This is a genomic window from Eubacterium sp. AF17-7, from assembly GCF_003461285.1.
GTDB classification, from domain to species: domain Bacteria; phylum Bacillota; class Clostridia; order Lachnospirales; family Lachnospiraceae; genus Eubacterium_U; species Eubacterium_U album.
The window spans coordinates 407,290-433,046 of record NZ_QTWU01000001.1 but is presented as its reverse complement, the minus strand read 5'-3'; the positions used below and the strand labels follow the sequence as shown (position 1 = coordinate 433,046).

At 32.7% G+C, this 25,757-nt stretch carries 19 protein-coding genes and 2 pseudogenes; 3 read left to right on the top strand and 18 right to left on the bottom strand.

The annotated features are described in order from the left end of the window. Positions 1 to 39: 39 nt before the first annotated feature. The 13 genes and pseudogenes from DWW96_RS01865 to DWW96_RS01810 all read right to left on the bottom strand — a co-directional run bounded on the left by DWW96_RS01865 (position 40) and on the right by DWW96_RS01810 (position 11,465). Complete coding sequence (locus DWW96_RS01865) at positions 40 to 1,281, bottom strand: ammonium transporter (protein WP_022089663.1); 1,242 nt, start codon at positions 1,279 to 1,281, stop codon at positions 40 to 42. A gap of 330 nt (positions 1,282 to 1,611) precedes the next feature. Further along, positions 1,612 to 2,532: a thioredoxin-disulfide reductase gene (trxB, locus tag DWW96_RS01860; RefSeq protein ID WP_022089662.1), complete on the bottom strand. Its 921-nt coding sequence runs from the start codon at positions 2,530 to 2,532 to the stop codon at positions 1,612 to 1,614. 17 nt (positions 2,533 to 2,549) lie between these two features. Next, entirely contained in the window at positions 2,550 to 3,107 is a 558-nt protein-coding gene (locus tag DWW96_RS01855; protein ID WP_117908621.1) for a hypothetical protein, read from the bottom strand. 264 nt (positions 3,108 to 3,371) lie between these two features. After that, on the bottom strand, positions 3,372 to 4,178 hold the full coding sequence (gene thiF / locus DWW96_RS01850) for a thiazole biosynthesis adenylyltransferase ThiF (protein WP_022087955.1): 807 nt from the start codon (positions 4,176 to 4,178) through the stop codon (positions 3,372 to 3,374). Continuing rightward, positions 4,178 to 4,387 carry a sulfur carrier protein ThiS gene (gene thiS, locus DWW96_RS01845; RefSeq protein ID WP_022087954.1) on the bottom strand — a complete coding sequence of 70 codons (210 nt, stop codon included), beginning with the start codon at positions 4,385 to 4,387 and terminating at the stop codon, positions 4,178 to 4,180. Before thiS ends, thiF begins: the two co-directional genes overlap by 1 nt. Positions 4,388 to 4,411: 24 nt before the next feature. Beyond that, positions 4,412 to 4,504, bottom strand: a pseudogene (locus tag DWW96_RS01840) (coenzyme F420 hydrogenase); the annotation flags it as partial. Continuing rightward, a complete protein-coding gene (locus DWW96_RS13910; RefSeq protein WP_158562623.1) occupies positions 4,480 to 4,623 on the bottom strand; it encodes a hypothetical protein in 144 nt (47 codons plus the stop codon). The gene DWW96_RS13910 and the pseudogene DWW96_RS01840, both read right to left, overlap by 25 nt. After that, complete coding sequence (locus DWW96_RS01835) at positions 4,613 to 4,945, bottom strand: hypothetical protein (RefSeq protein ID WP_158562622.1); 333 nt, start codon at positions 4,943 to 4,945, stop codon at positions 4,613 to 4,615. The genes DWW96_RS13910 and DWW96_RS01835 overlap by 11 nt, the downstream gene beginning before the upstream one ends. Beyond that, positions 4,920 to 5,054, bottom strand: a pseudogene (locus tag DWW96_RS14355) (cysteine synthase A); the annotation flags it as partial. The pseudogene DWW96_RS14355 and the gene DWW96_RS01835, both read right to left, overlap by 26 nt. A gap of 373 nt (positions 5,055 to 5,427) precedes the next feature. After that, entirely contained in the window at positions 5,428 to 6,822 is a 1,395-nt protein-coding gene (locus DWW96_RS01825) for a sodium:alanine symporter family protein (protein WP_117908619.1), read from the bottom strand. 351 nt (positions 6,823 to 7,173) lie between these two features. Continuing rightward, entirely contained in the window at positions 7,174 to 8,778 is a 1,605-nt protein-coding gene (gene pckA / locus DWW96_RS01820) for a phosphoenolpyruvate carboxykinase (ATP) (protein ID WP_117908617.1), read from the bottom strand. Between the two features lie 282 nt (positions 8,779 to 9,060). Beyond that, positions 9,061 to 10,374 carry a chloride channel protein gene (locus DWW96_RS01815; protein WP_347496325.1) on the bottom strand — a complete coding sequence of 438 codons (1,314 nt, stop codon included), beginning with the start codon at positions 10,372 to 10,374 and terminating at the stop codon, positions 9,061 to 9,063. Positions 10,375 to 10,649: 275 nt separating this feature from the next. Further along, positions 10,650 to 11,465, bottom strand: a complete 816-nt coding sequence (locus tag DWW96_RS01810) for a MerR family transcriptional regulator (protein ID WP_117908613.1) — start codon at positions 11,463 to 11,465, stop codon at positions 10,650 to 10,652. Positions 11,466 to 11,660: 195 nt separating this feature from the next. Between DWW96_RS01810 and DWW96_RS01805 the strand changes: the two genes are divergently transcribed. Both DWW96_RS01805 and DWW96_RS01800 read left to right on the top strand, forming a co-directional pair. Continuing rightward, entirely contained in the window at positions 11,661 to 12,554 is an 894-nt protein-coding gene (locus tag DWW96_RS01805) for a cation diffusion facilitator family transporter (RefSeq protein WP_022089633.1), read from the top strand. A 49-nt stretch (positions 12,555 to 12,603) separates the two neighbouring features. Then, complete coding sequence (locus DWW96_RS01800) at positions 12,604 to 13,281, top strand: DNA alkylation repair protein (RefSeq protein ID WP_117908611.1); 678 nt, start codon at positions 12,604 to 12,606, stop codon at positions 13,279 to 13,281. Here the strand turns inward: DWW96_RS01800 and DWW96_RS01795 are convergent. Both DWW96_RS01795 and DWW96_RS01790 read right to left on the bottom strand, forming a co-directional pair. Then, positions 13,271 to 13,735, bottom strand: a complete 465-nt coding sequence (locus DWW96_RS01795; RefSeq protein WP_117908609.1) for a hypothetical protein — start codon at positions 13,733 to 13,735, stop codon at positions 13,271 to 13,273. The two genes, DWW96_RS01800 and DWW96_RS01795, sit on opposite strands and share 11 nt — an antisense overlap. Positions 13,736 to 13,805: 70 nt before the next feature. Further along, positions 13,806 to 19,652: a glycosyl hydrolase gene (locus tag DWW96_RS01790; protein ID WP_117908606.1), complete on the bottom strand. Its 5,847-nt coding sequence runs from the start codon at positions 19,650 to 19,652 to the stop codon at positions 13,806 to 13,808. Positions 19,653 to 20,168: 516 nt separating this feature from the next. On the opposite strand from DWW96_RS01790, the gene DWW96_RS01785 reads away from it, so the two are divergent. Further along, positions 20,169 to 22,913 carry a hypothetical protein gene (locus DWW96_RS01785; RefSeq protein WP_117908604.1) on the top strand — a complete coding sequence of 915 codons (2,745 nt, stop codon included), beginning with the start codon at positions 20,169 to 20,171 and terminating at the stop codon, positions 22,911 to 22,913. Positions 22,914 to 23,004: 91 nt separating this feature from the next. Here the strand turns inward: DWW96_RS01785 and DWW96_RS01780 are convergent, their stop codons facing one another. From DWW96_RS01780 to DWW96_RS01770, 3 genes are all read right to left on the bottom strand, one after another. Continuing rightward, complete coding sequence (locus DWW96_RS01780; protein WP_243002991.1) at positions 23,005 to 24,048, bottom strand: glycoside hydrolase family 5 protein; 1,044 nt, start codon at positions 24,046 to 24,048, stop codon at positions 23,005 to 23,007. A gap of 61 nt (positions 24,049 to 24,109) precedes the next feature. Further along, positions 24,110 to 25,066 carry an L-lactate dehydrogenase gene (locus DWW96_RS01775; protein ID WP_117908603.1) on the bottom strand — a complete coding sequence of 319 codons (957 nt, stop codon included), beginning with the start codon at positions 25,064 to 25,066 and terminating at the stop codon, positions 24,110 to 24,112. A gap of 86 nt (positions 25,067 to 25,152) precedes the next feature. Further along, complete coding sequence (locus DWW96_RS01770; protein WP_022089624.1) at positions 25,153 to 25,557, bottom strand: transcriptional repressor; 405 nt, start codon at positions 25,555 to 25,557, stop codon at positions 25,153 to 25,155. Between the last annotated feature and the right edge of the window lie 200 nt (positions 25,558 to 25,757).

Genomic DNA, 25,757 nt, shown 5'->3' with positions numbered 1-25,757 from the left:
CATTTTACTTTGACAAATAAGTTTATTATTCAAGGCTTATTACTGATCCATACCGTTAAAACTTGGATAAGCACTTTCGCCGTGCTGTGATATATCAAGTCCGATTTTTTCTTCTCTATCAGTTACTCTTAATGGAGTAAATATTCTAACTATGGCTACACAGATTAAAGTTCCTACAACGGCTATTGCTATTGTAATAAGTATTCCTTCTATCTGAGCTATAAATAATCTCCATTCACCATAAATTAAACCATCCCATTTTGCTACCGGGTTAATTGAACTTTTTCCAAATATTCCTGTTGCGATTCCGCCCCAGATTCCTCCGATTCCATGACATCCAAATGCATCTAATGCATCATCTATTTTTAATTTTTTCTTAATAAGAATAACTCCATAATAGCATATCGGACTTACGAGTGCACCTATTATAAATGATGACCAGATTGGAACAAATCCTGCTCCCGGGGTAATTGCAACCAAACCGATAACCAAACCTGTTGATGCACCTACCAATGTTGTTTTTTTGTCATTTATCACATCTAAAAACATCCATGATAAAAGTGCTGATGCTGATGCAATTGCTGAAGTCATAAATGCATGTGCAGCAAGTCCGTCTGCCTTTAATGCACTTCCCGCATTAAATCCGAACCATCCAAACCAAAGTATTGTAGCTCCTAATACAACAAATGGAATGTTATGGATTCTGTATGTTGCTCTTTCATAACCTTTTCTTTTTCCAAGAATAATAGCGAGTACCAAAGCTGTTATTCCTGAACTTATATGTACAACGTCGCCTCCTGCGAAGTCGACAGAACCTAACTCTGCTAAAAGTCCTCCCTGACCCCATACCATATGTGCTAATGGATAATATACAATTACTGACCAAATGGCTACAAATATAAAGAGTGCCTTAAACTTCATTCTTCCTACAACTGATCCTGTAATTAGTGCCGGTGTTATAATTGCAAACATCATCTGAAATGCACAAAATACTAAATTAGGAATTGAATCTGAATAAGGTCCAATATCCCAGCCTACTCCTTCTAAACCAAACCATCTGAAATCTCCTATTATTCCACCATGGTTTCCACCAAATGCCAATGAGTACCCCAATAATGCCCACATAACAACTGACAATCCCATTATCATGACTATTGCCATCATAGTGTTAACTACATTTTTTCGTCTTACAAGACCTCCATAAAAAAATGCTAACCCCGGTGTCATAAAAAATACCAAAGCAGCACAAATCAACATAAAACCTGTGTCTCCTGAGTTCATACAATAATACCTCCTGCTCTTTTAACATATTTTTCTCAATCTCTTTAGTGTATATGTTATAAATATGGCTTCTACACGTATATCTCTTTGAATTTACTTCTTAGTGATTATACATTTGCCAAATTTTCTACATTTGGCTTTGCCATATATAACGCAAAAAGGACGTGTGGCAAATAAATGCCAAACGTCCTTGTTTGATGAAGCGAAGTCTATCATTTATTAATCATAAACGCAAGTATATAATTAGTTTTTTTAATTATATTATGGATTTACTTTATTTCTTAAAGACTTGCTTTAACTTATTTTGTTTTTGCATAAAATAAGTAAGTTCTACTTTGTGTCCTGCTCTATTGATGTAATTGCAACTGCTCCATCTGCAACAGCAGTTACCACCTGTCTAAGACTTTTTGTTCTTATATCACCAACTGCATAAACTTTGTCCATACTTGTTCGGCAGTCTTCAGTAGCAATTATATAACCTGTCTTATCAGTATCGACAAGTCCTTTTATAAATTCACTTTGTGGTTCCATACCAACTGCAATGAATACAGCTGAAAGAGAAAGTTCCTCTTCTTCTCCTGTCTTCTTATTAAGTAACTTTGCTCCTGTTACAATATCTTCTCCGTAGATTTCACTTACTTCATAACTAGGTTTAAATTCTATATTTTTTGTTTCAAATATTCTGCTCTGAAGTATTTTTGCACCTCGAAGTTCATCTCTTCTATGAACTAAATATACTTTTTCACAAATATGAGAAAGATATAATGCATCTTCCAAAGCTACATCTCCACCACCTACAACTGCAACCGTCTTATTTTTAAAGAATGCTCCATCACATGTAGCACAATATGACACACCTGCACCCGTAAATTCTTTTTCACCCTTTACATTCAGTAATCTGTGTTTAGCTCCTGTAGCTATAATTACAGCCTTAGCATCAACTGTCGCTCCATCTTCTAAATGAATTTCTTTATATTCACCCTTATCTTCAATGGATTCAACTTTTCCTTCTACAAATGGAACTTCTAAAGCATCTGCATGTTCTCTGAATTTTACTGCAAGGTCATAGCCGTTTTCGCCATACAATCCTAAATAATTATCAATTCTGTCAGTGTTTATTATCTGTCCGCCACTAAACATTTCTTTCTCTATAACAATCTGGTCTAGCATAGCTCTTTGAGCATATATTGCTGCTGAAAGTCCTGCCGGTCCACTTCCTATTATTACTAAATCCTTTAAATTTTTATTCATATCTATCTCCCTTTCTTTTATTTAAAATTTTCTATTACTTTTGCTGTTGCCTCTAAATCTTTCTGAGTATGAGCTGCTGATACAAACATTGCTTCAAATTGAGACGGTGCAAGGTTAATTCCTGACTCTAACATATATCTAAAGTATTCGGCATATTTTTCTGTATCAGAAGAAAGTGCTGTATCATAATCTACTACTTTTTTATCTGTGAAAAATACACTCATTAATGAACCAACCTGATTTACGCAAACTTTTTCTCCAAATGATTTTCTTACTGTAATAAGCATTGTTTTCTTTGCTTCAGTGATTTTCTTTTCATTATTTTCTTTTGCCAGAGTTTTGATATAATCTATATTTTTTATCTCTTTATAAATATTTTCAATTTCACTAACTGCGGCTTTATTTCCTTCAAAATATATTTCATTTCTATTGCATGTCATCAGACATATACATCCACTTATATTTTTGTTTTTTCTTACTTTATCATAAAATTCTTTCTTTTTTAATTCATTTAAAGCGTATTTTTCTCTTATAAATGCGTCTGAATTTTTATGGTTAACACTAATGCAGTACATTTCATTCTCCAATTCTTATCTTAATGTTAAGTATGATTAAATAATTTCTGATATTTATAAATCATCTGTTGACCTTAACCAATTTTATCTTTATTTGATAATTTTCCTTTTCAAGATAACTCAATATGCAAAAAATGTCTATCGTAAGCCTGTCTAAATATTTAAAAGAAGGTAGCAATTAATACGACTTAAACTATCAAACCACAGGTTTTAACAATTTAAGATTTTTTCATAATCTTCTTTTGTCATTTATAACATATTTTCCTACTTTCCGTCGCATTCAACCTGTTCATAATCAATAAGTTCCGTAATTGTCGGATGATCTCCACATACTGCACAGCTTCCGTCTGCTTTTGGAAGTTTTATTGTGTGGAATTCCATTTTTAATGCATCATAAGTTAACAATTTTCCTGTAAGCAAATCGCCTACTCCTATAAGGTACTTAATTGCTTCCATTGCCTGCAAACTTCCGATTACACCACCCATTGCTCCAATAACACCTGCCTGCTTGCATGTTGGAACTGCATCCTTTGGAGGTGGATTTTTAAATACACAACGGTAACATGGTCCTTCTCCAGGAACATAAGTCATAAGCTGACCTTTAAATCTTATAATTCCTGCATGTGAAAATGGTTTCTTAGCCATTACACAGGCATCGTTTATTAAAAACTTTGCCGGGAAGTTGTCTGTTCCATCAATTATAAAATCGTAATCTTTAATTAAATCCATTATGTTTTCAGATGTAACAAATTCACGATATGTATTAACTGTTACATCAGGATTCATTGCATTCATGGTTTCTTTTGCTGATTTAACTTTTGCCTTGCCAACATCAGCTGTTCCATGAATAATCTGTCTTTGAAGGTTTGACAAATCTACTTCATCAGCATCAACTATTCCAATTGTTCCTACTCCGGCTGCTGCCAAATACATTGCTGCAGGGGATCCAAGTCCACCTGTTCCTATAATAAGCACTTTTCCATTTAACAGTTTTTTCTGTCCCTTGACACCTACTTCCTGCAAAATAATGTGTCTGGAATAGCGCTCCATCTGTTCATTCGTAAATGCCATTAAAACGCTCCTCCTCCCATGAAATATAAGAATTCGATTGTATCATTTTCTTTACCCTGAGTTGTTTCAAAATCAGCTCTGTTTAAGAACTCATCATTAACTGTTACAGTTACATATTCAGGATTTTCAACTTTTTCAATTTCGATTAACTTTGCAATTGTTGTTCCCTGTTCAATTTCTTTCTTTTCACCTGCTACTGTTACTAACATTTTCACATTCTCCTTACTCTAAAATAATTTTTCAATAACTTCTTCTATATTTTCAAGTTTTATAAATGGGATTTCCACACTTTGTCTTGATGTCAAATGTACGTGTCCATCTCCATATTAGGCTGTTTACGGATAAATCCTGCAACCTGTTCTACTTCTGTGCCTTCCTTATCCCAATCAGTAATATAATTTACATCTGTAGTTTTTATGTTATTTTTCTGATTTTCATCCAGCAATAACAATACAACAATACCCGCTCTGTGTAAATGTTTTACTACTGTGTAAATGTTTTACTACTGTAGAAACATCTTCATTTGCCTGTGGAGCATACAGATAAGTATGTATTCCATATAAATTAAGGGCTTTTTCTATGTCTTCCACAAATGCTCTGTTTGCACCATTTACAAATTCTACTGTTATGGCAGTCTGTCCTTTAATTGCCGCTCTAACTTTTCTGTCTACTCTTCCTTCATATAATGCACTTTCGTCTGTGTTTACTTCTTCAACGACACCGCATGCTGAAGTCATATTTGTTACTCTGTCGATTAAAATATTCAAGTTTTCCTATAATCTTGCTTTGTAATTCATTTTCTTTCTCGTAATTGGTAATTTCCAATAATGGCGTATTACCTATCAATTCTGTTAATTGCTTTACTATATTTCCCATAATCGCACCGCCTTTTCCTAGTTCGCGAATAGGATTAATATATATTTATTGTCGATACTATCATTTATTTTCTACTAAATCAATAAGTTTATAGGTGTTTTTAAAAAATTTTATTGATATTATAAAGAATTTAACCTTCTTTTGTTTTCAATTTTACAAAATATAACCGTATAACTTTTCGTATAACTTTTTACGTATTACTTTTTACGTATTACTTTAAATCTACCTATGATAAAATATTTTCGCATAAAAAAAGGTTCTAAACTTTACTTGGGGGTAAGGTTTAGAACCTTTTTATTTTTATGAAAATGAAGAAACACTTTACATGTCTCTTCATCTTCTTATCTATCTATTACCAGATATTATAACTATCTTATTCTTTTCCTTCATCTGCAAAATATTCTTTTACAAGTTTAACTACAACTCCTGACAACAGGAATACTGCTATAAGGTTTGGAATTGCCATCAGTCCGTTAAATGTTTCAGCAATGCTCCACATAAGTCCTAAATCCATTGTCGCTCCAACTATTGCAACCAATGAATAGACAAGCATAAATGGCTTGTTTACCTTTGGTCCCAACAAAAATTCTATACATCTTGAACCATATAATCCCCATCCGATAATAGTTGAAAATGCAAAACAGCACATTGCAACTGCCGTAAATATAGAAATCCAAGTTCCATATGTCGATGTAAATCCTAAGATTGTAAGCTCTGCTCCTGCGGCACTTCCATAATTTACCGGAATTTCACTACATAAAATGACAAGTGCTGTAAGTGTACATATTACAATTGTATCAACAAATACTTCAAATATTCCAAACAATCCCTGCTTAACAGGTTTTCTTGTATCTGCACATGCATGTGCTATTGAACCTGTACCAAGTCCTGCTTCATTTGAAAAAATTCCTCTCGATACACCTTTTTTCATGCTCATAAAGAAACTTCCTACAGCACCACCTGTAACTGATGCCGGTGAAAATGCTCCTTTAAAAATAGAAGCAAACACATGTGGTATATTCTGAAAATTAAGAGCAACAACTCCTAATGCAAATACAATATAAATTACCGCCATAAATGGAACCAGTTTTTCTGTAACCTGTCCAATTCTTTTTATTCCACCTAATAAAATTAACGATAATAATACTGCAAGTACTATTCCTATAATTAGATTTACTGTAGATGCACTATCTTTTGAAATAATTCCATAATTAAATAATGCTGAATCTATGGCAGTTGTAATTGTATTAACCTGAGTTGCATTTCCTGTTCCAAATACAGTTAAAACACCAAATATAGAGAACAAGTACGCAAGCCAATGCCAATGTTTTTTCAAACCATTTTTTATGTAATACATTGGTCCGCCAACCAGTTCACCCTTTTCATTTGTTTCTCTAAAATGAACTGCTAATGTTACTTCAGAAAATTTTGTGCACATTCCTAAGATTGCTGAAATCCACATCCAAAAAACTGCACCTGGTCCACCTATTGCAATCGCTCCGGCAACGCCTGCTATATTTCCTGTTCCCACTGTTGCAGCCAGTGCTGTACAAACTGCCTGAAACGGTGTCATTGCTCCGTCTGCCGCTTCTTTCTTTTTAAACATACGGCCAATCGTAACTTTCATTGCATATGGAAACTTCCTTATTTGCAGAAATCCCGTTCTAATACTTAATACAAGACCTACGCCTATAATGCAAGTCATTGCAGGAACACCCCATATAAAGTTATTAACTGCGCTGTTAATTTCTTTAATTAGTGCTAGCATTTACTTAATCCTCTTTCCTTAGTATCAAAGAATTTTATATGTAATTGTTCTTTAAGTATATTTTTTAATTTCACTTGTTATTTTCTATAGATATAATCAATTTATTTATAAACCATAAAAATCACTTTAATCAATTACATTATTAAATTCAATCTTTTATATAATACCATATTAAAGGATTATGGTCAAAAAATTAAAGCCTCGTTTTTTCTTCAAAAAAAACTCGCCTTTGTAAACATGGTCTTGCCCTATACAATAAAAACCAGGTGCAATAAGCACCTGGCTTTCTTTGAATATAAAACATTCTTATATTAATTTATGCTTTCGCATTACATTCTAATAAATTAAATATTAAATCTGTGGTCCTGCTGAAACTAAAGCCTTACCAGCTTCATTTCCTTCATACTTAGCAAAGTTCTTGATGAATCTTTCTGCTAAGTCCTTAGCCTTAACTTCCCATTCTGAAGCATCAGCGTAAGTATCTCTAGGATCAAGGATTTTTGTATCAACACCTGTAAGTTCTGTTGGAACTTCAAAGTTGAAGAATGGAATCTTCTTTGTTGGTGCATTTAAGATGTCACCATTTAAGATAGCATCGATGATACCACGTGTATCCTTAATTGAGATACGCTTTCCTGTACCATTCCATCCTGTGTTAACTAAGTAAGCCTTAGCTCCATTCTTTTCCATCTTCTTAACTAATTCTTCAGCGTATTTTGTTGGATGAAGCTCTAAGAAAGCCTGTCCGAAACATGCTGAGAATGTTGGTGTAGGTTCTGTAATTCCACGTTCTGTACCAGCAAGTTTTGCTGTAAATCCTGATAAGAAGTAGTACTGTGTCTGAGCTTCTGTAAGGATTGATACTGGTGGTAATACTCCAAATGCATCTGCTGATAAGAAGATAACGTTCTTAGCTGCTGGTGCAGATGAAATAGGTCTTACAATGTTTTTGATATGATTGATTGGGTAAGATACACGAGTATTTTCTGTTACACTCTTATCTGCAAAATCAATCTTTCCTTCAGCATCAAGTGTTACGTTCTCAAGAAGAGCGTCACGTCTGATTGCATTGTAGATATCTGGTTCTGATTCTTTATCTAAGTTGATAACCTTAGCGTAGCATCCACCTTCAAAGTTGAATACGCCGTTGTCATCCCAACCATGTTCATCATCACCGATAAGTAAACGCTTAGGATCTGTTGAAAGTGTTGTCTTACCTGTTCCTGAAAGACCGAAGAAGATTGCTGTGTTTTCACCGTTTAAATCAGTATTAGCTGAGCAGTGCATTGATGCAATTCCCTTAAGTGGAAGGAAGTAGTTCATCATTGAGAACATACCCTTCTTCATTTCTCCGCCGTACCATGTATTAACGATAACCTGTTCACGGCTTGTGATGTTGAACACAACTGCTGTTTCTGAGTTAAGTCCTAATTCTTTATAATTTTCAACTTTAGCCTTTGAAGCATTGTAAACAACGAAATCAGGTTCGAAGTTTTCAAGTTCTTCAGCTGTTGGTTTAATAAACATATTTGTTACGAAATGAGCCTGCCAAGCAACTTCAACGATGAAACGGATTGCCATACGTGTGTCTTTGTTTGCTCCACAGAAAGCATCTACTACATAAAGCTTCTTGTTTGAAAGTTCTTTAATAGCAATATCCTTTACAGCAGCCCAAGCTTCCTTGCTTGCTTTGTGGTTATCATTCTTGTATTCATCTGTTGTCCACCATACTGTATCTTTTGAATTTTCATCTTCAACGATAAATTTATCTTTTGGTGAACGTCCTGTATAAATACCAGTCATAACGTTAACAGCACCAAGTTCGCTTTCCTGTCCTTTTTCATAACCTTCAAGTTCTGGTTTTGTTTCTTCTTCAAATAATAATTCATATGAAGGATTGTACACGATTTCTGTTGTACCTGTGATACCATACTTGCTTAAATTGATTTCTGCCATCTTAATTTAAACCTCTTTTCTTTCATAATAGTATATAAAGAAACTCTGCTTTATACAGATTCTTATATCATCATCACAGAAAACCCGTCTGTAATTGCCTTATATAAAAGCTTTTACTAACTTATAAAACAATAAATATTTCATTTACTATAAATAAACCAGGTTCCCTAATGTAATATTATACATATTTTCTTTCCAAATTCAACTGAAATCGCCTTGTTTTTCCTTTGTTAACAATATAAAGTCCTCAGTTAATTATTGAAAGTATATGCATTTGTTAATTTATCTTGTCCTTTTGTTAATATATTTTGCCTTATATTTGGAATATACAATTGTCTGATCTTTGTATAAACTATAATAACCTGACAACGAATAACTTATTGAAATGGCAATCAGGTAATATGCCACACCTGAAAATCCAAACAGTTCAAAGGATATAAGCATAGATGTAATAGGACAATTGGTAACTCCACAAAATAAAGCAACCATGCCTGCTGCTGCTGCAAGTTCAGGCTGAAATCCTAAAAGCTGTCCTGCCACACATCCAAATGTTGCACCCACACTAAATGCCGGAACAATTTCACCACCTCGATAGCCTGCTCTCATTGTTACTGCCGTCAAAATCATTTTCCATAAAAAGTCTAATGGTCTTGCCTGTCCTGTTTCTATTGCTCTTGCTATCAACTCATTACCTGCTCCCATGTAGTCTTTTGTATTTAAAATCATTGTTATCGCAATAACTACACAGCCTGCCACAAAAACTCTTACATATAAATTTTTAAGGTATTTCCCATAAATTTTAGCTACAAATTTAAGTGCAATACAAAACATTATACTGACCATTGCACATCCTACCGATATAATTGCCATTTTAAAGCCAGTTTCAACAGTTAAGGCAGGTATTCTTGTAACACTAAAGGTTTCCGGACTTATTCCCATACCCGTAGCAAACTCTGCCGCAATAATTGATGCAACTACACATGGAAGCATCGCTGCATAATACATAACTCCAACGCTTACAACTTCCATCGCAAATACTGCCGCAGCCATCGGTGTTCCAAATACTGCTGCGAATGCGGCACTCATACCACACATAATCATTACATGATGATCAAATTCATCAAGTTTTACTAATTTGCCAAGCCAGTTTCCGATACTTCCACCAAATTGAATAGATGCCCCTTCTCTTCCGGCAGAACCACCTGTAAGATGAGTTAACAATGTTGATACAAATATAAGTGGTGCAGCCTTTAGTGGGACATCTCCCCTTGACCTTATAGTAGATAAAACCTGATTTGTCCCACCATCATGAGGATCGATTATCTGATACATAAATACTATTGCCACACCAACAATTGGTAAAAGCATAAATACCCAAATATTATTATTTCTATACTCAGTAACCCATTTTATACATCCTGCAAATATACTACTAGCGCCACCAACAACAAGCCCTGTCAATACGGCAAGTGCAATCCACTTAAGAAAGTTTCCTACATCTCTGGATACCCTGTCATAATAATATCTTATAATAACTTTTGATTTGTTTCTTTTAGAATCCATGCTTTCCCTTTGCATTATTTTCAAACCTTTCATATGTAAATTATTTAAACTTCACTGTGTATTCATCTAAATCATAATTTTTTCAAAAAAAGCTTTTACAATTTTTTGTGCATTTTTAGTTGCCTTATCTAAAATGTCTTTGTTCCGATTGCAACTCCACTTATAACAATCGCTATAATCACAATTATTGCCACAATCTTTACACATTTAGCACCCAAATATGTTTTTGCAAGTCCCGCTTTTTTTTGTACTTTTTTCTTCTTCGTGTTTATTTTTTCTTTTCATTTTTCTTTCCTCGTATTTTAAAACTATTTAACCGGAATTTGAATTTCTGTTAAACATTCTTCATCTACCGACGTTTCATAATCATCAATATGGCAAAATTCTATCGGGTCACCTGTAATTTTTAAATGATGCTCATTTGCGTAAGCTATTAATCTGTCTACCGCCACTTTCGTTCTAGTAGATGGTCCTTTATAAAATATCGATAAATATTTTCCTGCCGGTAAAGAATAATTACTATTATATAATAATGTATCTGAATAGAAAAATACACCTTTTGTTACAAATGAATTTCCATCTTCACTTATTTTTGATATATCTAACACATAACAGTCGCATGCTCCTATTGTATCAACTTTATTTTTATGGGACTGCATATATTTTACAAGATAATAATCTACGTCATCATCATCAAGATTCGACTCACTTATCATTACACACTGTCTTTCATCAAACTCTTTTATCCTTATGTTTCCCAAATCCGTATGATTAATGTTTTCTTCTAATGATTTTATTCTTGCTTCTATACTTACCTTCTTTTCAAACAATTCTACTATATTTTTATTTACTATATTAAGTTCTTCTGAAAGAAGCATTTTTGTAGTTTCCACATTTTGGTTTCGGTCAAATTCCTTAATTCTTTTAGTCGAGAAATTAAGTCCTAACAATTCTCTTATCATTGTAAGTTGTCTGATATCCGATAAAGTATATACTCTGTAATTATTTCCCTCATTGCGTGTCGGCTCTAATATTCCTATTTTCTCATAATAACGAATTGAATCTACACTAATATTAAAAAGCCTTGACACTTCTCCTATATTAAATGTTTTTTTACGTTTCATCTTTTCCTCTTCTTTACTCTTGTACTATACTAATGTTTTGTTCTATTTATTTTGAAATGCAGTTTATTTTAGCGTATTTTTTTTATTATTTATACTATTGACACTAGTATTATACCAGACTTTATCATAATTATGAACTTTTTAATAAGAATTGGGCACAATTCATATCACTAGAAAGGATTTTTTCAATTTATCATGGACGATAAAAAATATAAAACGGAAAACAAAATTTTACGATTATCACTTACCGGAACAATTATTTTTACAGTAGTCGAAGTAATTGCAGCATTTTTCCTTGGTTCAAAAACAGTAATTGCCGATGGAATATTTGACTTATTCGATTTGTTACTCTTACTTCCAATGTTTATACTTGTTCCATTTTTGTATAAACCGGTATCTGAAAAGAAACCTTATGGTTTTTCTCAAATTGAATCTTTACTTGTTCTTATAAAATATTTAATTTTATTAGCAGTAGTTATTAATATGATTACATCAAATGTAAAAGTTTTACTTAATGGTGGTCATACTGTAAATGCTATCAGCGTTTTAGCATACGAATCTTCACTTTGTTTTTTCTGTATGCTTACTTTTTTGGTATTAAAGCACTTAAGCAGAAGTTATTCTTCTATGATGATTCAGTCTGAATTATATTTATGGAAAGTAGATATTGTAAGCACTCTTGGAATTTCCGTTGCATTTTTGTTACAGATTTTCCTTACTAACACAACTTTAAAATTTATTATTCCTTACATTGATTCTACTGTAGCTATCTTAGTTTCTTTATTCCTTGTAAAAGAACCCGTAGTTCAAATTATAAAGACCTTAAAGGAACTTGTATTATTTTCTCCTGATAAGGAAGTCATGGATGAAATAAGAGATGTTGTTAATGAAGATATTCAAAATTATGATTATAGTTTAGATTTTCTTGATGTAACACAAACCGGAAGAAAAACATGGATTGAAGTATATGTAAAAAGCAAATCTGATACTTTAAAAATTAAAGAATTTAAAACAATACAGGAACATATTACTAAAGATTTGGAAAACAAATTCGACCAGATATCCGTAGAAATAGTTCCTGCAATATAGATAGCAATATTTAAATAAAACTTTTTTATATTTTCAAGTGGAGATTTATATGAATACACTACAAAAACAATTATTTGAATTACAGGATTTAAAATATAAAGATTTTCATAGCAAGCTTATACCAGGCTATAATAAAGAAAATATTATTGGCATTCGTACTCCTATATTAAGAAAATTTGCTAAAGAATATGCAAAAACTAAAGATTCAAAATCTTTTATTAAAGATTTGCCACATACATATTACGAGGAAAATAATCTTCATATGATGATAATTTCCGGAATAAAAGATTATGACGAATGCATAAAACAGGTAAAGTTATTTATTCCTTATATCAATAATTGGGCTACATGTGATTTACCTTTACCAAAATGTTTTTCAAAACATAAAGATGAATTACTTGTGGAAATAAAAAAATGGATTAATTCTTCAGATACCTATACTATCCGTTATGGAATCGGTACTTTAATGAGTCTTTATTTAGATGATGATTTTAAACCAGAATATGTAGAACTTGTTTCAAATGTAAAATCTGAAGAATATTATGTAAATATGATGATTGCATGGTATATGGCAACCGCTCTTGCTAAACAGTGGAACGCAGTTATCCCTTATATTGAGCAACGCAAACTTTCACCATGGGTTCATCGAAAAACTATTCAAAAAGCTGTTGAAAGTTATCGGATTACTGATGAGCAGAAAATTTACCTAAAAAGTTTTAGAAAATAATATTTTCATAGAAATCAGTTAATTTGTACCAACTGTTTTTTGTCTTTTTAGGCATATTACTCTCAGTAAATGTATCATTATAAAATGAAAATTTTATACTTAACTTTCTCTGCGTAAGCATTTTTTCATATTTACTAAATTTATCATAATTAATATCTTCATTAGATGATAATTCTGAACTTACTTTTGCTATTGATGTATATATTCCCTTAGAATATTTATCTTTTGAATTTACTAAATCTAATGAGAAATTCAATCTTCTATTAGATGTTCTAAGTTTCATCTTTTGAGGTGATAATTCCGTATAATCATATATTGAGAGGAATTTAACTTCTCCATACACATAATATGCCATCTTTATCACGCCCTTTTTTCTTGTTAATTCTATGTAATTCTTATAAAATGTGGCACTTCCCCATCCGGCACTTTCAATTTTCTTTTTATTGTATCTCATTATTCAGTTTTTTCTATACTCTAAAAATCTCCGGCACAAATATGCCGGAGATTCTTTATCTTATTAAAAATTATTTAATTTTAACTTTTTTAACTTTTGACCACTTGCCATATATTTTATTTGTTCCATCTAACACATAAGCTCTTACTTTAATATAAAGTTTTTTCTTATTTGCAAGTTTTTTACTTTTTAAAGTAAATGCAACTTTCTTATATGACTTTTTATAAAGTGTTTTCTTAAATTTCTTTGATGTTGCAACTCTTACTTCATATCCTGTTGCATTTTCAACTTTTTTAATTGACACTTTAATCTTCTTTAATGATAACTTCTTTTTAATTTTCTTTGAAAATGCAGCTCGTCCTAAAGCAGTTTTTTCTGCTGATGTTCCGTTTATGCCTTCACTATTTCCAGCAGTTGTTGTATTTTTTGCATCCGTTGTAATTGTGTTGTTATTGTCTGTCTGCTGACTCTTTGTTGTTTCAGGTGCCTTTGTTGTCTGTTCCTGCTTCTTTGTTGTTGTTTCAGGTGCCTTTGTTGTCTGTTCCTGCTTCTTTGTTGTCTCAGGGGCTTTTGTTGTCTGTTCCTGCTTCTTTGTTGTTGTCTCAGGTGCCTTTGTTGTTGTTTCCTGACTCTTTGTTGTTGTCTCAGGTGCCTTTGTTGTCTGTTCCTGCTTCTTTGTTGTTGTCTCAGGTGCCTTTGTTGTTGTTTCCTGACTCTTTGTTGTTGTCTCAGGTGCCTTTGTTGTCTGTTCCTGCTTCTTTGTTGTTGTCTCAGGTGCCTTTGTTGTTGTTTCCTGACTCTTTGTTGTTGTCTCAGGTGCCTTTGTTGTCTGTTCCTGCTTCTTTGTTGTTGTCTCAGGTGCCTTTGTTGTTGTTTCCTGACTCTTTGTTGTTGTCTCAGGTGCCTTTGTTGTCTGTTCCTGCTTCTTTGTTGTTGTCTCAGGTGCCTTTGTTGTTGTTTCCTGACTCTTTGTTGTTGTCTCAGGTGCCTTTGTTGTCTGTTCCTGCTTCTTTGTTGTTGTCTCAGGTGCCTTTGTTGTTGTTTCCTGACTCTTTGTTGTTGTCTCAGGTGCCTTTGTTGTCTGTTCCTGCTTCTTTGTTGTTGTCTCAGGTGCCTTTGTTGTTGTTTCCTGACTCTTTGTTGTTGTCTCAGGTGCCTTTGTTGTCTGTTCCTGCTTCTTTGTTGTTGTCTCAGGTGCCTTTGTTGTTGTTTCCTGACTCTTTGTTGTTGTCTCAGGTGCCTTTGTTGTCTGTTCCTGCTTCTTTGTTGTTGTCTCAGGTGCCTTTGTTGTTGTTTCCTGACTCTTTGTTGTTGTCTCAGGTGCCTTTGTTGTCTGTTCCTGCTTCTTTGTTGTTGTCTCAGGTGCCTTTGTTGTTGTTTCCTGACTCTTTGTTGTTGTTTCAGGTGCCTTTGTTGTTGTTTCCTGACTCTTTGTCGTTGTTTCAGGTGTCGTTTGATTGTATGTTCCTGTTTTATTTGGGTTCAATATAATAACTATAGCCTTTCCGTCATCTGATGATATTTCAACAACATTATATTTATATGTTACATAATCTGATGCCGGATTTATAAATACTCCTGTGCCTTGTGTTTTTGTCACATTGCGGCCATTTATGGTAGCTTTAAAGTTTCCTGCTCCCATTCCACCTACTGCCATATATAATTCACCAAAGCCTGTATTTTGGAACTGACACACATTTAATTTACCTTCAATCAATGCATATTTACAACCTAATAGTCCTTTATCAAATTCACCATTATTATTGTTAGCAATATCCTTATAATTTAATGATTCGTATTTCGAATCACCTGCTGCAGGCTTTGTTGTTTCTAAAACCTTAGTAGTCGTTTCAGATATCTTAGTTGTTGTCTCAGGTGCCTTTGTTGTTGTCTCAGCTACTTTAGTTGTCGTAGTTTCAGGCGCCTTTGTTGTCTGTTCCTGCTTCTTTGTTGTTGTCTCAGGCGCCTTTGTTGTCTGCTCCTGCTTCTTTGTTGTTGTCTCAGGGGCCTTTGTTGTCTGTTCCTGCTTCTTTGTTGTTGTCTCAGGTGCCTTTGTTGTTGTTTCCTGACTCTTTGTCGTTGTTTCAGGTGTCGTTTGATTGTATGTTCCTGTTTTATTTGGATTTAAAATAATTACTGTGGCAGTTCCGTCATCTGATGATATCTCAACTACATTATATTTATATGTAAGAAAATCTGATGCCGGATTCATAAATACTCCTGTGCCTTGTGTTTTTGTCACATTGCGGCCATTTATGGTAGCTTTAAAGTTTCCTGCTCCCATTCCACCTACTGCCATATACAATTCACTAAAGCCTTTATTTTGGAATAAACATGCATTTATTTCTCCACTAATTACTGCGTATTTACAGCCCAACAATCCCTTATCAAATTCACCATTATTATTGTTAGCAATATCCTTATAATTTAATGATTCGTATTTCGAATCACCTGCTGCAGGTTTTGTTGTTTCTAAAACCTTAGTAGTCGTTTCAGATATCTTAGTTGTTGTCTCAGGTGCCTTTGTTGTTGTCTCAGCTACTTTAGTTGTCGTAGTTTCAGGTGCCTTTGTTGTCTCTATATTGCCTCCATTTGCTTGTATTTTTCCATAGCCATATTCCGATTTATAACCACCATTTTCATCGTATCTTATAAAATAAAATACAATATATTTTCCTTCATCACCTTTTAAGCTTCTTGTATGACTCCAACCTGTATCTGTTGCTTCCATTCCCCATGAAACAAATCCTACTTCTGCTTTACTTTCTGCTAATTCTTTTGCTTCACTTTCTGTATTTACCACCTTATAAAGCACACTAACTGCATTGTATTTTTTATCACCTACTATAGTAAATGTTCCATTAACATTTGCATCAAATGTAAGGTACATATCTTCATTTACAGAAATTGTTCCTGCCGGAATCCATTTTGCATATAAAGTGATGTTTCCATTTACCTTTGATGAAATAGCGTCCACTTTTGTGTTGTATGTACTTTCCTTATACCATCCTGCAAAATCATATCCATCCCTTTTAGGTGTATCAAGTGTTATCTGCTGTCCATAAATATAGCTTGTCGGATATAATCCTGTATTATTTTTAACTCCTCCTACTAAATCATAAGAAATGCTATATGTTTCTCTGTTGTAGTACATTTTTAATACAAGACTTCCATTTGCATTTACTGTTCCCTGTTTAATATTATTTGAATTTGAATTATCAAATTTAAATCCTGTAAAATTCTTTTCTGTTGCAGTTACATTTGCTCCTGCATCTGCGTATTTCACTTCACTTCCTAACAATGAATAATTATTTGAATTTAAATCTTTTCCATAATATTCTACAACATATGAAGATTTATTAACTTCATTTGCATTTACTGTCGTCATTGTGTTAGGTGATGCTTTTATTGATACTGTCTGTCCGCTTTTACTTGTAAATGTTACCGTTTTTGCTGTATTTGAAGCATTGTATGCTACATATGTATATACACCGTTTTTGTTAAACACGGAAGCTGTCGGACTATTTGATTTAAATGTCAAATCAGGTGTACCATAATCCTGCAATGCTCTTATAAAATGATAAGTATGTGCCTGTGATTCACCATCATTTATTGCATTTTTTGTCCATACTGTGTTCATTGCGTAATCAGGATCTGCTATTGCATAATATTCAGCCCACATATCATTCCAATGTTCAGTGCTTCCACCTTTGGCATTTTTATAAGTTTTATCTGCATTGTAATATTTTTTAATGTAATCTTTTCCTGTTATTTTATTTGCATTTTTTCCTAAATAAAATGACCATGAATTAATTGGGCAAATCTGTATTCCCTGTGTGTACTGCTGACCAAACCATGTACTATAGTCAACTTTTCCACCCCAAACCATTGATGCCATAGGAGCATCAAACTTAGTTGAATCAATTTTGTATGTTTCTTCGTCTTTATCAAACCAATATTCATCAGCTGCCTCTGATTCTGTTGTATAAAGATAAATACCTAAATCTCTAATCTTTGTATTATTTGTAAGTTCTCCAAATAATATAATTCCTGCCCACGCATTTATTGCTTCAGATGTTGATTCCTGGTTATTACCTGTTCTCTCATCTTCATATCCTGATGCCCATGAATGTCCTTCATAAGGTGAAAAACTTCTTAAATATGGATATGCATTTCCACAATCTGCAACACATTCTTTATTATTTCTATATGGACAAGCTATATCATAAATTAACTGCTTTACTACATCTTTATAATTATTTAACCATTCCCTATCGTATAAACCTACGCTTGCTGCAGATTCAATAAAATATCCATAATGGAAATGATGATCATTAAACTGGTCAACTGAATTAAATGATGACTGGAATCCTAATAGAGCTCCAACACCTTCTCCTAAATATGTAAAGTAATGCTTGTCACTATTTCCTGAATATGTAAACCAGTCTTCTAAGTTCTTTTCAAGTCCGTTTAATACTTTCTGTGCATTTCCTTCATCTCCAACTGCTTTAGCAGCTGCAACAACCTGTGCAGAACGATTTAATTTCTTTCCATGATAATATGTTTCATTTCCTTCATCATTTGCAAGAGTCCAATTTCCTGCTCCTGTCATGTATTTATTAACGAAGTTATTTACATATTTCTGTAATTCTTCTCTTCCTTGTGAATCATCACTTGAAAGACTTGGCATATATGGAATAATACCGTTGTATGTCATATTTGTAGTATATGATGAGCCCTTTATGAACTTCATATACCCTCTCAAAGTAATGGCTTTATTGTCCATATATGTAACATTGCTCATATTCTTATACTGATGTGGTAAAATTCCCATTATTGTTCCATCAGCAGTACTTTCTGCTTTCTTTGAAAATGAATATGTATATTTTGTCTGAACATTTCCCGTGCTTTCATTATAAGAATAGTCTGCTGTTGTATTTGTAATAATATTAAATGCATAAGGTCTATATTCTTTTGCATATTTAATACCCATGTTGTTATCAATATTTCTGCTCTCACATAACCATGCAACAGACATATAAGCTTTGTTGTTTGATGGGAATGTGAATTTTAATTTTCCTATTTTATCATTGTTTGTTTTGTCTGTTGTTCCCATATGTGTAACAGTTGTATTTTCCGGTAAAAATACTGCATAATATTGGTATGTTGCACTTGGATATCCATTTACTGAACTTGTAATATCATTCGTTCTGAATACAACCATTTTTGAGCCATTATATGTATCTTCATAAATAATTTCACTTGGGAATGTAACACGTAATTTTTCCAAATAAATTGTATTTGTATTTTCCATTTCAATAAAAGCGAATGGACTTCCCTGAGTCATTGTTGTATACATCTTCTGACCCGCATTTTGTGGATTTGTTGTAACTGCCTTATATGACCAGTCAGTTACTTCATCTATATTGTTGTTTGTGCATGTCCAATCCGGTGAAATTTTAAAATCACATAACGTATCATTATCCTTAATATTGTAAGCACTTACATTTGTATTACTGCTTGTCATTGCCGGTTTTGTCACACGCAAACCATCTTTTTTCATTAAATAGCATAATGGAAGTGCATAGGCTGTTCCTGATAATGCATTTGTAGAGTCTGTGTCCCTATCTCCTTCTAAATCCCACAACCAGTTACTTGCCCAGTCATTTGTATCCAGTGCCTTATGCTTACTGTTATAATTATCTGTTGTAAATCTGTATTTTCCCTGTGTTGAAGTTCTTGGAAGTTTTGCTGCATCCGGTTCATTTGAACCTGTTCCAATGCTTCCTACTCCTAACTTTGTTGTTGGCAAATTATCAGCATTAACATTTTTTGCTGTATCAGGCAAAGCAAATGAACTTACCGTCAATGCTAAACTTAGTGCCACTGAAATCCCTTTCTTAAAATTTCCTTTCATCTTTTCCTCCTGGATAATATGTATTGCCCCCGCCCTTTGGTCGGCGGCTATTCGTCGGAAACATTTATTAAAAATGAATTTTGTTCATTTTGTTTCCCCTAGATAATATGTATTGCCCCGTCCTTCGGTCGGCGGCTATTCGTCGGAAACATTTATAAAAATTGAACTTCGTTCATTTTGTTTCCTCCTGGATAAACATATACATATCTAATCTTATCAAGAAACGTTTTTATATATAATGTTCTTTTTTTTATAAGGGTGTTGTTTTTTTTAGATACCGGGGTTATAAATATGAAATCTTAGTGTAATTATATAGGTAGTTCTTATAATTACTTTTAAATAGATGTTGAGGTCAAAATTTCCAAACTTTGATGCCTACGAATTGTTCCGTGCTACTCATTCCTACAATTCTAACCATCTTTTAAATAATATAATACATAATTTTTCAAATCATAATTGCCCCATAAATACCAATATGTTAATATAAAATCGAACAAAAGAGAAAGGATAAAGAATATGAAAAAATCAAAGAAGTTATTATGTTTATTACTTACATTTTTATTAGTATTAACTTCTATTTCATTTTCACCTGCAAAAGTTAAAGCAGAGTCAGATGATTACACAGACGATTATGTATTTGGAGAAAAAGATTTTTTCAGTGCAAGTGATACACCTAATGATAAGGATATGACCTTTACTGCAACTGAAGATGGCTTGTATTCCGTAAGAATCAAGACTATAGAAGGTTTTAATAATCTGAGCGTTGCCAAGGATGCTGATGGCAACGAGATTAAACCTTACGCAAGAGATTATCGTATTGGAGACAGAACTCGAATTGACTATTATCAGCTTAAAAAGGGACAGGTTTTCACTGTTAGGTTTACCCTTCATGCCAATTCAAGCGTCTTGATTATTGCCGATATTGTTAGGGAAATAAAAAAGGACGATGAGTTTAACTTTACCGGTGAATATGATGTTTCTTATTATTATGATCCAACGAAAGATTATCATCAATATAAGTTAGGTTGTCTTATGGATACTGATGACAATGGTAATAATGTACTTAATGCCAGAGTCAGATATTTTCAGAATGAAAACAATGACGAACTGGATTATTTAAACGTTCCTGATGTTTATATGAACAGTGTTCTTTCATCAATGCGCCCTAATAGTAGTACTCCTTATATTATTAATTTTTATTCCCATGGCACAAGCTATTCTTCAAAGGATGCTTCCACTGCCCAATCAAAAATTAAGTTTGTTAGAATGGAAGGCAATACCGGTATTGATTTAAATGAGCCTGATGAGCCATTTAATCTTATCGAAAATCAGAATGGAGAGATGATTACTAATGAGTTCGGTCACTCTTATTTTAAGTATAATTATTCTTATTTGAGTTTTATAAAGTCTTATACTATTCATTACTATGATGGAGATATGGAATTTCCTGCCAACTCTCATCCTACTACTGAAAAGGACCCTTACAGTCCTTATACCGGTTATTATTTGACCTCTGTAGACACTCAGGGCACAAATCATTGGACTGTTGGAAGCGACAATACTTTCCTTATTCGGGCAGGTTCTTATGAAAAAGAAATTCCTGTAACTATTAAGACTTACGACCAGCTTGACCGTTTTATGTTTTTCGGAGATACAACCCTTAAGCTTAAGCCAAATGCACCTTTAAGACGTTCTTTAAGTTTTACTCCACCTGAGGACGGACCATATACTTTATTTGTAACTGTGGATAGCCACTCTGATTCCTGTAATGATACTATAGCTTTTAATACTACTGATCATTCCCTTAACCGTGACTTTCCTGATCAAACAACAAAACTTGCTAATGGCAAGACTTTGTATGAATATAGAAATCTGAATCTTGAAAAGGGTACGAAATATACTTTTGACTGTTATTTAATTCATAGTGACAGCGAAGCATCGGATGAAACTGTTAATATGACTTTTAATTTTAAGAACCCTGCCATTATCAGTTCTTTTAGTTTGAATCAGACAGGACTTGATCCTGTGCTTGTGGATGGCATTGACAATATTTCAGGTTCTTACAAATATTCACTACCGGATTATATTAACAGCGTTGATGTAACTTATGCCGATGGAACTGTTGTTAAATATACATATGATGAGGCTTCTGATTCATATACAACAGATGCCCCTGACAAATATACAGTATATCCTCTTACAATAGAGAACCCGGACAACTGGTCCTCCGGTTATAATTATGTATATTTTAATATTGATGGTAGAAGCAAAGCATTAACACTCTCTGTTTATGACAAAGAGCGTTTTAAATATAATCTTAACTCAATCGGATTAGACCAGACTGATACGGTTCGTTTTTATAGAGATGATGCTAAGAGCTACTATAAATTTTATAAGTTTGTTCCTGAAACAAATGGCACTTATAATTTGAAAATGAATGTAACACCACATGATGATAATTGCCGAATTTCAACGTATTATAATGTTTATCATAACGGTGAACTGGTTTCAACAAACTACAATGTTGAAAATATTACACCATGCATTTTTAAAGCTGGTGAGGAATATATTATAAAATTCTTTGGAATTCACAAGAACTGTGATAATACGGATCTTAATTATATGAGTCCTCAGATTAAAGTATTAAAAGTTACAGATGAACCGGAAACATCAGAAGTTGAATCTACTACCAAATCGGCAGACACAGAAACTACTACTAAAGTATCGGATGTTGAAACTACCACTAAAACATCGAATATCGAAACTACTACTAAAGTATCAGATGTTGAAACTACTAGTTCAGATATTCCTTCTGTAACTGATATTGAACAACCTACTACTAAATTTGATTCAAATGTTAACCCTGGAAATTCCGGTAACAATGGTTTTTCCTCAAAAGAAACTACTAAGACAAATGAATCACCAAAACAAACTGTAGCATCTTCTAACAACTCATCAAACGAAGTTGTTAAACCAAAAGCTACAAAAATTAGCAGGATTAAAACAGCTAAGAAATCCATTACCATTACATGGAATAAAGTAAAAAATGTAAAAGGATATGAAATCCAAGTTGCAACTAATAAAAAATTTAAGAAAAATACGAAAAAAGTTCTTCTAAAGAATAAAAACATTTCGCAAACTACTATTAAAAAATTAAAATCCAAGAAGAAATATTTTATCCGCATTCGTACTTATAATTACATTAATGGAAAAATTAGTTATTCTAAATGGATTAATGTAAAATCTGCAAAAACTAAATAGTTTGTTACTATAAACAAAGCATTTAAAATATTATTTTAAATAAAGCAAAACCTGTCATTTTAACAATGTAAAATGACAGGTTTTTTTATCTTTATTTTTTATAAAACTCAACCAATAATTTTCCCATTTTTGATAAATCAGAATATGTATATCCATATTTTTTATAACAGTCAGCTTTCAGCAATGACGCACTTTCATTCTTATTACTTAAGCTCCAGCAACAGTAGCCTATTCCATTACTTTTAAGGTAATTTAACCATTTATAAAGACTACTTTTATTTATGTTTCCATTTCCATTGGCTTCACAGCCACTAAATTCTGTACAAATCACAGGAAGTTTATTTGAAATTGCTTTTTTTACTTTATTCATATAGTAATCCTGATGTGTTGCTGCATAAAAATGAATTGCATACATGATATTTTTACCATTTTTAACTGGAGACATTGATGCCACATCCACATCCTGACTCCATGTTGGTGTGCCTACTATAATAATAGATTTCTTTGCATATTTTCTTATAACTTTTATTATTGGATTAGCATATTTTTTAATATCATTCCATGTTGTATTTCCATTTGGTTCATTACAAATTTCAAACATTACATTTTTATTCTTCCCATATTTTTTCGCCATTTTTTTAAAAAATTGTTTGGCTTCATCCTTATGTTTTAATGGATTTTGGTCATTCAGCACATGCCAGTCAATAATAACATACATTCCTAACTTCTTTGCGTTCCCAACAGCCAAATCTATTGTCTTAAGCAATTTCTTTCTATTAGTATCATCTGTAACACAATAACCATTATAATCTTCTGTATACATTGCAACTCTTATACAATTTACGCCCCATTTATCACGTAATATTTTAAATGAATTGTAATTAACATAAGGTTCTCCAACATCCCAATTAATTCCATGCGTAGAAACACCTTGAATTTGAATTTCTTTTCCGTATTGATCTACTAATTTTGTTCCTTTTACATTTAATCTTCCATGTGCTCCAACCGGTGTTTTTTTGTAAGCTACTGTTTCTATTTTTTTGTCCGCAGGAATTACATTTACATATGAAACTATTAAACTAAATACTATCATAATTGTAATTATAATTTTCAACTTATATGATACTTTTTTCATATATTTTCCACTCCAATTTTAATACTTTATTTAAAATCGTATACTTTATAATACCATACTTTTATAATTCGAGCGTATCTATTATTTTCTTTAAAGAATCAGCTGACTCCTTAAGTTTTAATGCCTCTTCTCCATTTAGATTTATTGGTACATCTGATTCAATACCATCTGCACCTACAATAACCGGCATACTTAATGAAACTCCTTCAATTTCATATTGACCATGAATCATGTGTGATACCGGTATAATTGATTTTTCATCTCGCATAATAACTTCACATATTCGTTTTACAGACATTGCTATTCCATAATATGTAGCATGTTTTTTATTTATTATTTCATAAGCACTATTCTTTACTTCTGTTGCAATTTCTTCAGTATTTTCCTTATGCTTATAGTGTCCTCTCATCTCGCACATTTCACTTAAAGGAACTCCTGAAACATTTGCTGACGACCACGCTACTACCTCGCTATCACCATGTTCACCTATGATAAACGCATGAACGCTTCGACTGTCTACAGATAAATGTTCGCCGAGTTTATATCTTAATCTTGCGCTATCTAAGACTGTTCCTGAACCAATTACTCTGTTTTCAGGAAGCCCTGACAACTTTATTGCCACTTGAGTTAAAATATCCACAGGATTAGCCACTATAAGCAATATTCCTGAAAAATTTCTTTTCGCTATTTCAGGTATTATCGACTTAAATATAGCAACATTTTTATTTACAAGGTCAATTCTTGTTTCTCCCGGCTTTTGTCCTGCACCTGCAGATATAATAACAATAGCTGCATCTGCCACATCGTCATAATCACCGGCATATATTCTCATCGGGCTGGCAAATGGTATTCCATGACTTATATCCATAGCCTCTCCCTCTGCTTTATCCTTATCTGCATCAATAAGAGCTATCTCTGTAAATAATCCGCTCTGCATTAATGCAAATACTGATGCTGAACCTACGAATCCACATCCTATCATAACTGCTTTTTTAGAATTAACAATTTGAGTTTTCATAATAATTTTTCTCCTAATACCTTTTTTATTTTTATCGTTTTCTTTTGCTATAAAAAAATTCACAGCTTAATTTATATAGTATTTAATTATTCCTCGCAATCCTCCTCTTTCTCTAAACATAACGAACAAATTCCTTTAAAAAATATATCATGGCTCAGAAACTTTATTCCATGAACATTATTAATTTTCTCAGTTAAATCTTTAACCTCATCCATATCAACATCAGAAACATCACCACATTTAATACATCTAACATGATAATGATCCTTTAGTGTAAAATCAAAACGATCCGGTCCGTCAGGAACTTCAACCTTTCTAATTTTTCCTTCTTCAACTAAAATTCCTAAATTTCTATAAACAGTTCCTTTTCCAATTGTCGGATGCTCTTTTTTAATGAATTCATACACTTCTTCTGTAGTTGCATGTCTTTTCATTTCATTTACAGCCCTTAAAACTAAATCTTTTTGGATTGTATTTCTTCTTACTTTCATAATTTCTCCTTATTAGGAATTGTTCTTAATAAGGATTATATATATTTCATGTTAGTATGTCAATGTAAATTAGGAATGATTACTATTTTGTTTCAGTAACAAAATGTCAATAGTTTTTTAATCACTTTTTCAAAAAAGGCAAAAAATAGAACGTATAGTTAATTTCCATACGCTCTATCTCATATTTCATATTAAATTTT

Bases quoted from the DNA above. Each gene is read 5' to 3' on its own strand.
- DWW96_RS01865 (WP_022089663.1), bottom strand. From the start codon at position 1,281: ATGAACTCAGGAGACACAGGTTTTATGTTGATTTGTGCTGCTTTGGTA.
- trxB (WP_022089662.1), bottom strand. From the start codon at position 2,532: ATGAATAAAAATTTAAAGGATTTAGTAATAATAGGAAGTGGACCGGCA.
- DWW96_RS01855 (WP_117908621.1), bottom strand. From the start codon at position 3,107: ATGTACTGCATTAGTGTTAACCATAAAAATTCAGACGCATTTATAAGA.
- thiF (WP_022087955.1), bottom strand. From the start codon at position 4,178: ATGGCATTTACGAATGAACAGATGGAGCGCTATTCCAGACACATTATT.
- thiS (WP_022087954.1), bottom strand. From the start codon at position 4,387: ATGTTAGTAACAGTAGCAGGTGAAAAGAAAGAAATTGAACAGGGAACA.
- DWW96_RS01825 (WP_117908619.1), bottom strand. From the start codon at position 6,822: ATGCTAGCACTAATTAAAGAAATTAACAGCGCAGTTAATAACTTTATA.
- pckA (WP_117908617.1), bottom strand. From the start codon at position 8,778: ATGGCAGAAATCAATTTAAGCAAGTATGGTATCACAGGTACAACAGAA.
- DWW96_RS01815 (WP_347496325.1), bottom strand. From the start codon at position 10,374: ATGAAAGGTTTGAAAATAATGCAAAGGGAAAGCATGGATTCTAAAAGA.
- DWW96_RS01810 (WP_117908613.1), bottom strand. From the start codon at position 11,465: ATGAAACGTAAAAAAACATTTAATATAGGAGAAGTGTCAAGGCTTTTT.
- DWW96_RS01805 (WP_022089633.1), top strand. From the start codon at position 11,661: ATGGACGATAAAAAATATAAAACGGAAAACAAAATTTTACGATTATCA.
- DWW96_RS01800 (WP_117908611.1), top strand. From the start codon at position 12,604: ATGAATACACTACAAAAACAATTATTTGAATTACAGGATTTAAAATAT.
- DWW96_RS01795 (WP_117908609.1), bottom strand. From the start codon at position 13,735: ATGAGATACAATAAAAAGAAAATTGAAAGTGCCGGATGGGGAAGTGCC.
- DWW96_RS01790 (WP_117908606.1), bottom strand. From the start codon at position 19,652: ATGAAAGGAAATTTTAAGAAAGGGATTTCAGTGGCACTAAGTTTAGCA.
- DWW96_RS01785 (WP_117908604.1), top strand. From the start codon at position 20,169: ATGAAAAAATCAAAGAAGTTATTATGTTTATTACTTACATTTTTATTA.
- DWW96_RS01780 (WP_243002991.1), bottom strand. From the start codon at position 24,048: ATGAAAAAAGTATCATATAAGTTGAAAATTATAATTACAATTATGATA.
- DWW96_RS01775 (WP_117908603.1), bottom strand. From the start codon at position 25,066: ATGAAAACTCAAATTGTTAATTCTAAAAAAGCAGTTATGATAGGATGT.
- DWW96_RS01770 (WP_022089624.1), bottom strand. From the start codon at position 25,557: ATGAAAGTAAGAAGAAATACAATCCAAAAAGATTTAGTTTTAAGGGCT.